Below are 13,576 nucleotides of genomic sequence, written 5' to 3' on the forward strand. Positions count from 1 at the left end.
CTCACCCGTTCGTCGCCGCCACGCCGTTCACAACCTCCCCAAGAGTTACAGCTAGGCCCCCGGCCGCGAGCCTGCGCCCAGATCGCGTTCGCGGCGGTTTCGATGATCCCACCGCAGTCTCGGAACGGAATTACCGGGGCGGCCGCCACATCGGCGTCATGGTGGGTCCGCCGCCGGGCAGCGTGATCTCTCCGGTGACCTCGAACCCGAACCGCAGGTAGTACGGGATGTTGTCAGGGTTACTGGATTCCAGATACGCCGGAGCGTGTTCGGCGTCCACCCGATCCAGGCGCGAGGTCATCAGGGCATGCCCGAAACCGCCGCCGCGCACCGCGGGATCGCTGCCGATCACCGCGAGATACCAGTGCGGTTCCTCCGGGTGATGCTTCTTCATCAGCTCGGCGATCTGTTTGCCTCGCCCCAGGCTGCGGCCGAACGCCAGCACCAGGGCGGGCAGCATCCGCAGCTCCTGCCGTTGGGTCTGCTTCCAGCGCCCCGGCCCGTCCCACAGCGCGGCCGCACCGATCTCCCCGTCGCGGCAGGCCACCTCGGCCCCACCTCCGGCCAGCGCATGGTGCTGCGTGATCGCCGCGAACAACCGGGGTAGGCCCTTGGCCCGGCGACCGTCGTCGGGTAGCACCCACTTCATCACCGGATCGTCGTAGAAGGCCCGGCCCAGGACCGCGGCCAGCTCCTTGACGTCGGCCTGGTTCGGCGGGCGGACGGTGGTGGCGGTCACCTGCCCACGATCGCACAGCTGTCAACGCCGGCCCCGACGTGGCGGATCTCGCGCGCCCGACAGTCACCCCGCCGCGGCCTACCGCGGCGCCTTCGGCGACAACGACCTGCTCAACGGTGTCGGGGAGGCGGTCGCGACCGGTTAGAACGCCGCGTCCTCGACGCTCAGCAGATCACGGCCCCGCGTTTCGGGGGTGACGAACGTCGTCGCCAACGAGATCGCCGCGAACAACGCCGAGTAGGCCGCGATCGACCACCAGCCCCAGCCGGAGGATGACAGCAGCACGGCGCCGATCAACGGCACGAACCCGCCGGCGAGCACCGCGGAGATCTCGCGGGACAGTGCCACCCCGGTCAGCCGGTGTGGCGCGCCGAACAGCTCGGGCAGCAGCGAGCAGTGCGGGCCCGAAACCCCCTGCACCGCAACGCCGAAGCCCAGGCCGATGACCAGGATGGCCAGCCATGGCTGGCCCAGCGAGATCAGGTAGAAGGCCGGAAAGGCGATCAACACCTGCATCGTGCAACCGATCTGATAGGTGCGGATCCGGCCGATCCGGTCGCTCAACCAACCGAAGAACACCACCGAGAAGGTGGCGATGGTGGCACCGACCGCCACTCCCGCGCTGCCGATCGAGGCACTGCTCTCATACACGTCCAGCCCGGCGACGAACGCCACCACGAGGGTCAGATAGACCGAGGAATTGCCGTTCTCGGCCATCCGCAGCCCGATGGCGCGCAGGATGTTCGGCCGCGAGGTGCGCAACACGTCGCGCACCGGGTTCTTGACGAGTTCCCGCTCGTTCTCCATGGCCTTGAACGCCGGGCTCTCCTGCATCTTGAGCCGGATGACCAGCGCGACGGCGATCAGGACCGCGCTGAACAGGAACGGAACCCGCCACAGCCAGGCGTGCACCAGATCCCGCTGGAGCGCCCCGAGCAGCGCGAAAACGGCTGCGCCGAGCAGGGTGCCGCCCTGGATACCGATATAGGGCAGCGCCGAGAAGAATCCGCGCCGGGCCGGTGGCGCGAATTCCGCCATCAGGGTGATGGCGCCCGCCTGCTCGGCCCCGGCGCCCAAGCCCTGCAGAATGCGCAGGCCCACCAACAGAATCGGTGCGGCGACCCCGATCGAGGCGTAGGTGGGCAGGCACCCGACCAGAAAGCTCGCCGAACCCATCAGGAGCAGGGTGACCAGCAGCACTGTCTTGCGGCCGTACTTGTCCCCCACCGCGCCGAACACGATGCCGCCGAGCGGGCGGGCGCAGAATCCCACCGCGTAGGTGGCCAGGGACGCGAACAACGCGGCACGGTCGCTGCCGAGACCCGAGAAGAACAGCGGTCCGAAGATCAGTGCGGAGGCCAGGCCGTAGATGTAGAAATCGAAGTATTCCAGGGCCGACCCGACCGCCGCCGCGAGTGCCGCGCGGCGCAGTTGGCGGGGTTCGACGACCATTTCGGGCTCACCGTCTTCGCCCGATGGCGCGTGTCGCGGCACCGATGTCGCCTTGGTCATGCTGACGCCCTTTCGGTTGGAGTCTGTTGAGTTTCGTTGTCGCTGTTGCGTTGTCCGATCCACCATCGCGGACCGAGCCGTTCCGGCGCGAAGATCCGCGCATCCATCACCGCCAGGTCGTCGCTGACCTCGACCGGGCCGAGGTGAGTGAGCACATCGGCGTGAATATCGATACCGGGCGCCACCTCGATGAGCCGCAGTCCGGTCGAGCCGAGTTCGAACACCGCCCGTTCGGTGATATAGAGGACGCGCTGGCCGCGTTCCCGGGCCTGCGCGGCGGAGAAGGTGATCTGCTCGACCTGGTCGACGAACTTGCGGTGCCTGCCCTCGCTGACGATCCGGAGCACACCGTCGACGGGCTCGGCCACCAACCCACCGGCGGTGAACGTGCCGCAGAACACCACCGTCCTGGCGGTCTGGGAGATGTTGACGAAACCACCGGTGCCGATGATGCGTCCGTTGAACTTGGAGACGTTGACGTTCCCGGCCAGGTCGATCTGGGCGAAGCCCAGGAAGCAGATGTCCAGGCCGCCACCGTCGTAGAAGTCGAATTGCGAGGGCTGGTCAAGGATCGCCGTCGGGTTGGTGGAGACCCCGAAGATCACACCACGGGCCGGGATTCCGCCGATCAGCCCCTGCTCGATGGTCAGGGTGAAGGTGTCCAGGCGGCCCTCCTCCGCCGCCACCGCCGCGACCCCGTCGGCGATACCGACCCCCAGATTCACCACGTCGGCATCGTTGACCTCGCGAAGTGCCCTTCGTGCCACTACTTTTCGTTGGTCCAGCGGGAACGGCGGCAGCGTGGACAACGCGGCGCGGGCAGCGCCGCTGAAGGCGGGGTTGTAGTCGTGGGTCACCAGTTGGCGCTGGTCCGGATGGGCCACCACGACATCGACACAGATGCCGGGGACCTCGACGGTGCGCGGATCGAGGGTGTTGGCCTCGGCGACGTGTTTGACCTGCGCGATCACGATGCCGCCGCTGTTGCGGGTGGCCTGCGCGATCGCCCGCATCTCCAGCCGGGCGGGTTCCTGCTCACAGGAGATGTTGCCGAGTTCATCGGCGGTGGTACCGCGGATGAAGCACACATCGATGGGTTGGGCCGGATAGAACAGCCATTCGCGGCCACCCAGGGTCACCACCTCGACGAGGTCATCGGTGGTGCGGGCGTTGAGTTTTCCGCCCTCAAGGCGCGGGTCGCAGAACGTGCCGATCCCCACGTGGGTGACGGTGCCGGGACGGCCCGCGGCGGTGTCGCGGAACAACTGCGCCATCACGCCCTGCGGAAAGTTGTAGGCCTCGAAGGAGCCGGCGACCGCCAGTTCGCTCATTCTCGGGGCCATACCCCAGTTCCCGGCGATGATCCGTCGCGCCAGTCCGTCATGGGCCAGCAGGTCCATTCCGCCGCCCTCGCGGTCGCCGATGCCGGTGGTGTGGATCAGAGTCAGACCCCCGGGGGTGCCGGTGCCGGTGAAGCGTCGGCCCAACGCCGCGAGAAGCAGGTCCGGTTCCATCAGCCCGCCCCCTGAGCCGCCGATGGCCACCGTGGCGCCCGGCGGAATCAATGCGACGGCCTCGTCGGCCGACAGGAACTGCGCGCCGAGCTGTGCCGCGGTCACGCCATCACCCCGCCACCGTTGAGATGCAGCACCTGACCGTGGTAGAGCGCAGCGTCGTCGGAGGCTAGAAACACTGCGGTTCCGGCAATTTCGTGCGGCATCGCCAAGCGGCCGAGAACCGAGTCGCGGGTGCGCTCGTGTACCCAGTCCGGGGTGGCGACGTCTGCGATGAACGGGGTGTCGACGGGGCCGGGCGCGATGGCATTGACCCGGATCACCGGCCCCACCTCCCTGGCCAGGGCCCGGGTCAGGCCCGCGACACCGGCTTTGGCGGCACAGTAGGCCGTGTAGTCCCTGGCGCCCTTGAACGCGAGTTGCGAGGATACGTTGACGACGACCCCGCGGCCCCGCTCGAGCATGCCCGGCAGGATGTGACGGGTACAGAGGAAAACGCCGTCGAGGTCCACCGAGACGGTCCGGCGCCACGCCGAAAGATCCATGTCGACCAGGCTGGCGGCGGCCATCACCCCGGCGTTGTTGACCAGTACGTCGATACCGCCGAAACGGCACTCGACGGCCCGCGCGAGATCGGCCACGGATGCCTCGTCGGTGACATCGGCCTCGAACACGTCGGTGTCGATCCCGTCTCCGGCCAGTTCCTCGTGCCGTCGCCGGGCCTGCGCGGACTGCCCGAGATGGTGCAGGGCGATCCGGGCTCCGCTGTGCGCGAAGGCATCCGTGAGCGCGGCGCCGAGGCCGCCGAGCGCGCCGGTGACGAGAACTCTTGCCCCGGCGAGCGACGGATGGGTGGCGTACGGGTGCGTCCGCACCCCGGGGATGGTGGTCACCGGATCTCCTTCGAATTGTTCCTGCGGTCGAGGAATGCCTGCTTGCGCTCCCGCGATGCGTCCGACGAACTGAAGTAGGCGGCCAGGACCGGTTCGACGGCGACGGTCGTCTCCAATCCGGCGAGCACGCTCTTGACGGCGCGCACCGCGGTCGGCTCGGTCTCGTGCAGGTCGGCCAGGGTCCGGCCAAGCAGGTCGTCGAGTTCGTGGTCGGCGGTCGCGGCATGCACCAGGCCGATCTCGCGCGCCCGCTCCCCCGACATCAGGGCACCGGTGAGAAACATCTCCCGGGTGCGGCCGAGGCCGATGGTGTCGACCAGCCGAGCCAACCCACCCCATGCGGTGAGATTGCCCAGCCGCGGCTCAGGGAAGCCGAGTGTGGCGGTGCTCGTCGCGATCCGGAGGTCACAGGCCAAGGCCAGCTCGAGACCACCGCCGACGGCGCCACCCTCGATCACTGCCACGGTGGCCACCGGCAGCGCGGCGATCTGGTCGAACGCCTCGGTGCCGAGGCGGGACAACTCGGCGGCCAGGTGCGGTCCGGGGTCGGTCCAGTCGCCGATGTCGGCGCCCGCGCTGAAGTACTTCTCGGCCCCGCGCAGCACGACGGTCCGGATGCGGCCGTCGCCGGCGAGCCCACGGGCGGCGGCGGCGAGGTCGGTGAGCATGGCGCGGTCGAGGGCGTTGCGCTTGGCCGCGCGGTCGAGCCACAACGTGACATCGCCGTCGTCGGACCGGGTGATGCGGGTCGGCACGGAGAACCTCTCTTCTGTCGTGGATTCTGTTGGAAACCGGTTTCTCAAAACTGCCGAGGAACCGGGGATACGGAGGTGTCTAGGAACCGGTGCAGCCGCAGGTCCGGCGGACGACGAGTTCGCTGCGCAGCACCATGCGCTGCGGCCGCCCCGATGTGTCGCGGCCCGCGCCCTCGAGTTGTTGGGTCAACATATTGGCCGCGGCGCGGCCGACCGGCCGGGTCTTCGAGTCGATCGTGGTGAGCTTGATGCCGGGCAGTCGACTGACCCAGATGTCGTCGAATCCGATGACGGCCAGGTCGTCGGGCACCGAGAGCCCGGCCTCGTCGGCCGCCGAGAGCACACCGAGGGCGATCGTGTCCGTCGCGGCGAAGACCGCCCGCGGCGGATCCGCGCGGCCCAGCATCTCGCGGGCGGCCGCGGTCGCGATCTCCAGGTCGTTACCCGTGGCCTCGACGATGTCGGCGGCATCGCCGTAGACCGCGCGGAAGCCGTCGAGCCGCAGCCGGAACGGAGCCACGTTCAACGGTCCGGTCAGGAACATCGCACGCTCGTGACCATGCTCTTCCAGGTGGCGCGCGGCCAGAACACCGCCGCCTCGGTTGTCGATCACCACGGTGTCCAGCGCCGGACCCGACAGTTCGCGGCTGGCCACCACGACCGCGATCCCGGCGTCGACGAACCGGCGGACCCAGCGGTCCTTCACGGTGGCCGCGCTGACCACCACGCCGTCGACGCGGCGGCGGATCATCGCGTTCACCACATCCAGTTCGCGTGCGGCGTCCTCCTCCGATGAGCCGAGCAGCAACGTGTAGCCGGTCGAGTTGATGACGTCCTCGACGCCGGCCACCAGCTCGGCGTAGAACGGGTTGGCGACGCTGGGCACCAACACCCCGATGACATTGCTGCGCTTGGTCGCCAGACTCTGCGCCGATGCATTCGGCTGGTAGTCGAGTTCGGCGATCGCGTCCTCGATCCGGCGCCTGGTCGTGCGGGACACGTAGTACGCGCCGCTGGCATTGAGGTATTTCGAGACCGTCGCCTTGGAGACGCTGGCCCGCGCGGCGACGTCCATGATCGTCGCCCGTTTCGGAAACCGGTTCCCCATGTGGGCCATCCTGAGCGCGGCGAGACACACCCGTCAATGAGTTTCCGAAAGGTTTCCGATCCGGGCCTGGCCCGGTCGTGTCGCGTCAGCGCCCCTGGGTGATGTAGGCCTGCAGCTGCTGCTGCTCGGCTTCCAGCTCCTCCATCCGCGTTTTGACCACGTCACCGATGCTGACGATGCCGGCCAGCCTGCCTTCGTCGAGCACCGGGATATGCCGAACCCGGTTCTCGGTCATGAGCACGCTCAGATGATCGACGGTATCGCGCGGTGTGCAGGTGGCGACCACCGTCGTCATGATCTCCGACACCGGCTGCGCCAGCAGGCTGCTGCCGCGCTCGTGCAGCTTGCGCACCACATCGCGTTCGGACACGATGCCGGCCAGACCATCGGGCCCCATCACCACCATGGCCCCGATGTTCATCTCGGTGAGGCTGGCCAGCAGCTGCACCACCGTGGTCTCCGGTGGGATCGTCGCCACCGCCGTGCCCTTGTTCTTCAGCACATCCGCGATCCGCATCGATCGCCTCCGATCGTGATCTACTTCACAACAGACTAGGTCGGCGGCGACCCGATTGAAAGAAGAACCGCATCTGGACTCGCGTGGATGAGCCGGAGCGAGCACCGGCCGCTACCCCGACCCGACCCGAAAGTCGTTGGCGTGTGGGCGATGACGCACGAAAATAGACGGATACGAAAGTTTTCGGCGTGTCACCGGGCCCGGAGCGGTAGGAATGACCGCATGATCGAGGTCACCCTGCTCGGCACCGGCAGCCCCATCCCTGATCCGAATCGAGCCGGGCCGTCGACGCTGGTCCGCGCCGCCGACCAGACCTTCCTCGTCGACTGCGGGCGCGGCGTGCAGCAGCGGCTGGCCGCGGCGGGGACCGGCGCCAACCGGCTGACCGCGTTACTGCTCACCCACCTGCACAGCGATCACATCGCCGACCTGGGTGACGTCATCATCACCCGCTGGGTGACCACCTTCACCGCCGACCAGCCACCGCTGCCGATCATCGGCCCGCCCGGCACCGCCGACGTCGTCGACGCCACGCTCAAGGCGTTCGGTTTCGATATCGGCTACCGGATCGCCCACCACGCCGACCTCACCGGTCCGCCGCCGGTCGAGGCGCACGAGTACACCGACGGGGTGGTGTGGGACGGCGACGACGTGAGCATCCGGGTGGCGCCGACCGATCACCGCCCGGTCTCGCCCACGATCGGGTTCCGGATCGAGCACGGCGGTGCCTCGGTGGTCCTGGCCGGCGATACGGTGCCGTGCGAGAGCCTCGACACCCTGGCGGCCGGAGCCGGCGCCCTGGTGCACACGGTGATTCGCAAGGACCTCATCGATCTGCTGCCGCAGCAGCGCATCCGGGACATCTGCGATTACCACTCCTCGGTGCAGGAGGCGGCTGCCACGGCGCAGCGCGCCGGGGTCGGCATCCTGGTGCTCACCCACTACGTCCCCGCGATCGGCCCAGGGCAGGAGGATGATTGGCGGGCGCTGGCCGCCTCGGAGTTCGACCGGCAGATCGAACTGGGCGACGACCTGCACCGGGTCGAGGTGCACCCAGGGGTGTGCGGCACGCGCGACGTTCACGCTTGACGTGAGTGTGGATGTCGAGATGTGACATTGCCCGTTCACCGCGGGTTTCCTACGGTCGACATCATGCGGAGCGCACCACGATGAGCAGGGTCAGGCGCGGCGACGGCCCGGTGATCGACATCCACTGCCATCGCGAATGCCCGCCGGCAGCCGAGATCATGTCCGAGGCGGCCCGTAGCGCCGGGAAAGTCGCACTGGGGCACGGCAATCCGACCACCCAGGCGGTCAACCGGCGCCAGCTGGAGACGATCAGGCCCAAGATGGACCTGCTGGACGTCCGGCTCGCCGACATGGATCGCATGGGCGTGGACATCCAGGCCGTCGCGGTGGCGGTCTACCAGTACTACTACTGGGCCGACCCGGAACTGGGCGCCAAGGTCGCCCGCATCGTCAACGAGGAATTGGTCGAGGCGACGACGGCGCACCGCGGCCGGTTTCTGCCGCTGGGGACGGTACCGCTGCAGGACAGCGAGGCCGCCATCGCGGAATTGCGCTATCTGTCAGGCGAACTCGGAATGCGCGGCATCGAGATCGGCACGCATGTCGAGGGTGAGGAGATCTCGGCACCCCGGCTCGAACCGTTCTGGGCCGAGGTCGAGGCGCTCGGCCTGGTGGTGGTGATCCACACCCAGGGTGCCACCCACGCCCAGCGGCTGGCCGACCACAACTTCGTCAACATCATCGGCCACGCGTTCGAGGCCACCCTGGCGACCGCACACCTGATCTTCGACGGCGTGGTGGCCCGCCATCCCGATCTCAAGATCGTGGTGGTGCACGGGGGCGGGTACCTACCGGCCTACCCGGGCCGGATCGACCACGGCTGGAAGGCGAGGGCCGATGTGCGGGAGGGCGTTCCCGAGCTGCCCACCTCGTATCTGCGCAAGTTCTACTTCGACACCATGGTGTTCGAGCCCGGTCAGCTCGAGTATCTGGTCGACCGGTACGGTGCCGAGCACGTGCTGCTCGGCACCGACTACCCCTACGACATGGGTGACCAGGACCCGCTCGGATTACTCGGCACCGCAGCGGGATTCGACCAACGGCAGGTCGACCTGATCGCCGGCGGAAATGCCGCCCGACTACTCGGATTGGGGTGAACGCCGATGCCCACAGCACACGGAACCGTAGGACTGGCCGTCATCGGATGCGGCACGGTGGGGCGCATCCGCGCCGTACTGGCCCGTGAGTATCCGGGAATCGGCTGGCTGGGCCTGTGTGACCGCGACGAGCAGACCCTCAAGAACCTCGCCACCGACACCGATGCGGATTTCGCCACCACCGACATCGCCGACCTGTTGGCCCGTCCCGAGGTGGGTGCGGTGATCGTCGCGACCGACGAGCGCGAACACGTCGATCCGATCCTGCGGTCGGTTGCCTTGGGGGTGCCGCTGTTCATCGAGAAACCGCTGGCTACCGACCCCACCGAATCGGCCCGGGTGCTGGCGGCCATCAACGCCGCGGGTGTCGACGCGGTCGTCGGGTACACCCAGCGGTTCCGCCGCCGGTTCCAGACCGTCAGACAACGTCTGCGCGACGGCCAGATCGGCGACGTCACGACCGTCGTCACCCGTGCCTTCATGAACCGCATGGTCCCCGAGGCGACGCTGCGCAAGATCCCCGAAGGCACGGCCACAACCAATCTCACGCCCATGGTGGTGTCGGGCACCCACAGCCTGGACATGTGCATGTGGCTGCTGGAGGGTCGCAGGCCGGTCGAGGTGTACGCGCGTTCCACCGACCGCACGCTCGGGTCGATCGGAACCAAAGACGCCACCCTGGGCGTCTTCACGATGGACGACGGTGTGGTGTTCAGCATGAACATCAACTGGGCGCTGCCGACGGTGTGGCCCGGCGCGGTGTACGGGCTGGAGATCGGCATCGTCGGCACTCGCGGTGTCATCGACATCGAGGACACCCACCGGGATGTGGTGCTGGCATCGGAGATCGGCCAGCCCGCCGGGTACAACAGCCGCGGCTTCGAACCGCCCGCCCCGCGCCACGTCGACTTCGTCGGCAGCTATCCGCCCGGCGACGTTTCGGATGGAATGCTGTGGGGCCCCATGCGCGAGGAGACCACCACCTGGTTCGCCCGGATCTGCCGCGGGGTGGCGACCCCGCACGCCACGGCCGCCGACGGGCACGCCAATCTCCTGTACACCATGGCGATGGATCTGTCGGCGCGGACCGGTCGCCCGGTCGCCCTGCCGATCGACGCGGATGAACTCGTCGCCGGACTCGGCGCCTGACGGAAAGGACCGCAATGCGGCAGATCAATCTCGGCATCATCGGTACCGGCTGGTGCGGGGGTATCCGGGCGGTGACGGCATCACGCAGCCCGCTCGTCGGCGAGTTGCACCTGGCCGAGATCGACCCGGGCCGCCGGGCCGAGATCGCCGAACTGACCAACCCGGCGCAGCTCACCGACCGCTGGCAGGACATCGTCGGGAACCCGGCCGTCGACGCCGTCGTCGTGTCCGCGACACCCGAGGTGCTGCATCACCCGATGACCAGGGCGGCGCTTGAGGCCGGCAAGCATGTGCTGCTGGAGAAGCCGATGGCGGTCACGCTGGCCGAGGCCGATGAGCTGATCGGACTGGCCGAGGCCGGTGGGCTCAAGTTCACCATCGGGTACTCGCAGCGGTTCAACGCCAAACAGGCGATGATCAAACGTTCCATCGACGACGGCACTCTCGGCGATGTCACCAGCATCCTGCTGAGCCGGCACATCACCCGGTCGCTGGGCGCCAAGATCTCCTCGCGCACAAAGCTTTCCCCCGCGGCGATGGAGGCCACCCACGATCTGGACTTCGCGTTCTGGTGCCTGCAGCCGCGCCGCCCGGTGCGGGTGTATTCGCAGAACGCGTGGGGCGTGCGGGCCGCGACGCTCGGAGCGCCGGACTCCCAGTACATCGTGGTGACGATGGACGACGGGGTGGTGGTCACGGTCGGCGCCGGGATGTCCCTGCCCCCTGGGTATCCCAATGCGGCGACCACCTGGATCGAGGTGATCGGGACCGAGGGCGCGGTGCTGGCCGATGCGAGCCACCGCGATATCGTCCTGAACACCGTGGCGAACGGGGTGCAGTTCCCGCTGTCCACCATGCCCGGTGAATTCGTCGACCACGTCTACGCGGGCCCGATGGAACGCGAGACCACGCACTTCATCGAATCCGTCGCGCTGGACCGGCCGGTGCTGGTCGAACCGCGGCTGGCCCGCACCACCATGGAGGTCTACCTGGCCGCGGACCTGTCCGCGCAACGCAACCAGGTGGTGGAACTGCCGCTGTCCCCGACCGACGTCGACGAAGCCCTGGGTGAGACGGCGTTGAGCCCGGCATGACCCGTGGCGAGTGGTGGCCGCAGCTGGCGCCGCGGATCGAACCGTCGCGGGCGCCGCGGCCGGGCGGTCCGTGCATCGACGCCCACACCCATCTATCGGTGAAACCGGCTGCCACCCTTGCCAAACCGCACTTCCGTCCCGAGTTCGAGCCGCGCTCGCTTTACTCGTCGCCGGAAACCACCCGGTACAACGCCGAGTACCGGGCCAGCCCGCTCAACACCGCCCAGTTCGAGGATGCCGAACAGCGCCTGGCCGACATGGACGCCCAGGGCGTGGACATGCAGGTGCTGTCGGTCCCGCCGACCGAGTACTTCTACTGGCTCGACGAATCCGAGGCCGTGCGGGCCAACCGGATTCAGCACGAACGGTTCGCCGAGGTGGTGGCCAGGTGGCCGGATCGGTTCGCCGCGGTCGCCAATGTGCCGATGAACCATCCGGATCTGGCCGTCGCGGTGTTGCGGGAGGCCAGGGGCGATTTCGGTTTCGGCGGCGTGGAGATCAGCGCCGACGTACTGGGCCTCGATCTCGACGACCGCCGCTTCGACCCGTTCTGGGAGGCCGTCGTCGAACTGGACATGACGGTGATCCTGCATCCGCAGGGCTTCACCCACGGACAGCGGTTCAGCGACTACTACCTGGTGAACGTGATGTGCATGCCGCTGGCCTCGACGCTCGCGGTCACCCGGATGATCCTGGGCGGCGTGTGGATTCGCCACCCGCTGCTGCGGGTTCTGGTCGTTCACGGCGGCGGCTACCTGCCGTTCTACATCGCCCGCACCGACCATGCCTGGCGGGTACGTCCGGAGCTGCGGCACCACCTCGACGTCCCGCCCAGCGAGGTGCTGCGGGCGATCTACGTGGACACCAATGTGTTCGACCCGCGGATGGTGGCGACCCTGGTCGCCGACCTGGGCGCCGAGCACGTCCTGATGGGAACCGATTACCCGTTCGATATGAGCACCGTCGACCCGGTCGGATTCCTCACCGATGTCGACCTCGCCGCATCCGAACGGGATCTGATACTGGGCGGCAACGCGATCCGCCTGTTCGACATCGACACCGCACGATGATGCGGGTCGACCGCGCCGCGCTGACCTGGTTCGCCCGCGATGTGCTGCGGGCCGAGGGCGTCCGGCCCGACCATGCCGCCATCACGGCCGCACGTCTGGTCGAGGCGGATGTGCGGGGCCGCACCGGGCACGGCCTGATCCGTCTGCCGGCGTATGTGGACCGGATCCGCGCCGGCGGTGTGAACGTCGACCCCGATATCGCGGTGACCCACGAGACCCCGGTGTCGGCGCTGGTCGACGGCGACAATGCACTCGGCCAGGTGGTGATGACCCGCGCCACCGAGCTCGCGATCGGCAAAGCCGAGCGGTCCGGGCTGGCCTGGGTCGGCACCGTGCGGTCCAATCACGCTGGTGCGGCGGGCCTGTACGCGCAGATGGCGGCCGACGCCGGGCTGGTCGGGATCTACCTCGCCGTCGCCAACGCCAACGGCATGCCTCCGTGGGGCGGCACGAATCCGCTGCTGGGGACCAATCCGCTGGCCATCGCGGTGCCCACCAAGACGGCGCCGTTCGTCCTCGACATCGCCACCACCGCGGCCTCGCACGGCACCATCAAGGTGGCCGCCGGTGCGGGCAGGCCGATGCCGGAGGGCTGGGTGATCGATGCGGCCGGGCAACCGATCACCGATCCGGCCCGTGCGCACGAGGGCTTCCTGGTGCCGATGGGCGGCTACAAGGGCTCCGGGCTGACCGTGGCCATCGGCCTGCTCGCCGGGGTGCTCAACGGCGCGGCGTTCGGCGCCGACGTCGTCGACCACCGCCGGGACCTGAGGACCCCGACCAACACCGGACAGGCGGTTCTGGTGCTGCGGGCCGATCTGTTCCGGCCGGGTGCCGAGGTGATCGCCGACCTCACCCGCCATCTCGACGAGCTGCGGGATTCCGGGGCCGTCGACGGCGGTCAGGTCCGCCTGCCCGGGGACGAGGCCGCGCGGGTGGCGGCCGACAACGAACGGCTGGGCGTACCGGTGCCGCCGTCGCTGGCCGGGCCCCTCGACCGGTTGGCCCGCGACGCGGGAGTCGAATCACCTTTCTAGAG

Annotated in this window: 13 protein-coding genes; 6 read left to right on the forward strand and 7 right to left on the reverse strand. The window is 68.6% G+C overall.

Annotated elements, in window-relative coordinates; translation table 11 throughout:
- Positions 1-130 precede the first annotated feature (130 nt).
- From ACWDTP_RS14005 to ACWDTP_RS14035, 7 genes are all read right to left on the reverse strand, one after another.
- Positions 131-739, reverse strand: a complete 609-nt coding sequence (locus tag ACWDTP_RS14005; protein ID WP_450020586.1) for a GNAT family N-acetyltransferase — start codon at positions 737-739, stop codon at positions 131-133.
- 141 nt (positions 740-880) lie between these two features.
- On the reverse strand, positions 881-2,251 hold the full coding sequence (locus ACWDTP_RS14010) for an MFS transporter (protein ID WP_450020588.1): 1,371 nt from the start codon (positions 2,249-2,251) through the stop codon (positions 881-883).
- Positions 2,248-3,870 (reverse strand): acyl CoA:acetate/3-ketoacid CoA transferase, encoded by a 1,623-nt coding sequence (locus tag ACWDTP_RS14015; protein ID WP_450020590.1) that lies wholly within the window; start codon positions 3,868-3,870, stop codon positions 2,248-2,250. The genes ACWDTP_RS14010 and ACWDTP_RS14015 overlap by 4 nt, the downstream gene beginning before the upstream one ends.
- Positions 3,867-4,658 carry an SDR family NAD(P)-dependent oxidoreductase gene (locus ACWDTP_RS14020; RefSeq protein WP_450020592.1) on the reverse strand — a complete coding sequence of 264 codons (792 nt, stop codon included), beginning with the start codon at positions 4,656-4,658 and terminating at the stop codon, positions 3,867-3,869. Before ACWDTP_RS14020 ends, ACWDTP_RS14015 begins: the two co-directional genes overlap by 4 nt.
- Positions 4,655-5,413 carry an enoyl-CoA hydratase/isomerase family protein gene (locus ACWDTP_RS14025; RefSeq protein ID WP_450020594.1) on the reverse strand — a complete coding sequence of 253 codons (759 nt, stop codon included), beginning with the start codon at positions 5,411-5,413 and terminating at the stop codon, positions 4,655-4,657. The genes ACWDTP_RS14020 and ACWDTP_RS14025 overlap by 4 nt, the downstream gene beginning before the upstream one ends.
- Before the next feature lie 79 nt (positions 5,414-5,492).
- On the reverse strand, positions 5,493-6,521 hold the full coding sequence (locus ACWDTP_RS14030; protein ID WP_450020596.1) for a LacI family DNA-binding transcriptional regulator: 1,029 nt from the start codon (positions 6,519-6,521) through the stop codon (positions 5,493-5,495).
- 85 nt (positions 6,522-6,606) lie between these two features.
- Entirely contained in the window at positions 6,607-7,038 is a 432-nt protein-coding gene (locus tag ACWDTP_RS14035) for a CBS domain-containing protein (RefSeq protein ID WP_450020598.1), read from the reverse strand.
- A gap of 222 nt (positions 7,039-7,260) precedes the next feature.
- Here ACWDTP_RS14035 and ACWDTP_RS14040 point away from each other — a divergent pair, with 222 nt between their 5' ends.
- The 6 genes from ACWDTP_RS14040 (at position 7,261) to ACWDTP_RS14065 (ending at position 13,574) form a co-directional block, all read left to right on the forward strand.
- On the forward strand, positions 7,261-8,127 hold the full coding sequence (locus tag ACWDTP_RS14040; RefSeq protein ID WP_450020600.1) for a ribonuclease Z: 867 nt from the start codon (positions 7,261-7,263) through the stop codon (positions 8,125-8,127).
- 80 nt (positions 8,128-8,207) lie between these two features.
- Positions 8,208-9,224 (forward strand): amidohydrolase family protein, encoded by a 1,017-nt coding sequence (locus ACWDTP_RS14045; protein WP_450020602.1) that lies wholly within the window; start codon positions 8,208-8,210, stop codon positions 9,222-9,224.
- Between the two features lie 6 nt (positions 9,225-9,230).
- Positions 9,231-10,373 (forward strand): Gfo/Idh/MocA family protein, encoded by a 1,143-nt coding sequence (locus ACWDTP_RS14050; protein WP_450020604.1) that lies wholly within the window; start codon positions 9,231-9,233, stop codon positions 10,371-10,373.
- Between the two features lie 14 nt (positions 10,374-10,387).
- Entirely contained in the window at positions 10,388-11,467 is a 1,080-nt protein-coding gene (locus ACWDTP_RS14055; RefSeq protein WP_450020606.1) for a Gfo/Idh/MocA family protein, read from the forward strand.
- Positions 11,464-12,537 carry an amidohydrolase family protein gene (locus ACWDTP_RS14060; protein ID WP_450020608.1) on the forward strand — a complete coding sequence of 358 codons (1,074 nt, stop codon included), beginning with the start codon at positions 11,464-11,466 and terminating at the stop codon, positions 12,535-12,537. The genes ACWDTP_RS14055 and ACWDTP_RS14060 overlap by 4 nt, the downstream gene beginning before the upstream one ends.
- Positions 12,537-13,574, forward strand: coding sequence for an Ldh family oxidoreductase (locus tag ACWDTP_RS14065; protein ID WP_450020610.1), 1,038 nt, complete (start codon positions 12,537-12,539; stop codon positions 13,572-13,574). The genes ACWDTP_RS14060 and ACWDTP_RS14065 overlap by 1 nt, the downstream gene beginning before the upstream one ends.
- Positions 13,575-13,576: the final 2 nt, after the last annotated feature.

The organism is Mycobacterium sp. NPDC003449 (assembly GCF_053588415.1).

Excerpts from the sequence above, each read along its gene's own strand:
- ACWDTP_RS14065 (WP_450020610.1), top strand. The coding sequence starts at position 12,537 with ATGCGGGTCGACCGCGCCGCGCTGACCTGGTTCGCCCGCGATGTGCTG.
- ACWDTP_RS14055 (WP_450020606.1), top strand. The coding sequence starts at position 10,388 with ATGCGGCAGATCAATCTCGGCATCATCGGTACCGGCTGGTGCGGGGGT.
- ACWDTP_RS14010 (WP_450020588.1), bottom strand. The coding sequence starts at position 2,251 with ATGACCAAGGCGACATCGGTGCCGCGACACGCGCCATCGGGCGAAGAC.
- ACWDTP_RS14035 (WP_450020598.1), bottom strand. The coding sequence starts at position 7,038 with ATGCGGATCGCGGATGTGCTGAAGAACAAGGGCACGGCGGTGGCGACG.
- ACWDTP_RS14045 (WP_450020602.1), top strand. The coding sequence starts at position 8,208 with ATGAGCAGGGTCAGGCGCGGCGACGGCCCGGTGATCGACATCCACTGC.
- ACWDTP_RS14040 (WP_450020600.1), top strand. The coding sequence starts at position 7,261 with ATGATCGAGGTCACCCTGCTCGGCACCGGCAGCCCCATCCCTGATCCG.
- ACWDTP_RS14050 (WP_450020604.1), top strand. The coding sequence starts at position 9,231 with ATGCCCACAGCACACGGAACCGTAGGACTGGCCGTCATCGGATGCGGC.
- ACWDTP_RS14060 (WP_450020608.1), top strand. The coding sequence starts at position 11,464 with ATGACCCGTGGCGAGTGGTGGCCGCAGCTGGCGCCGCGGATCGAACCG.
- ACWDTP_RS14030 (WP_450020596.1), bottom strand. The coding sequence starts at position 6,521 with ATGGGGAACCGGTTTCCGAAACGGGCGACGATCATGGACGTCGCCGCG.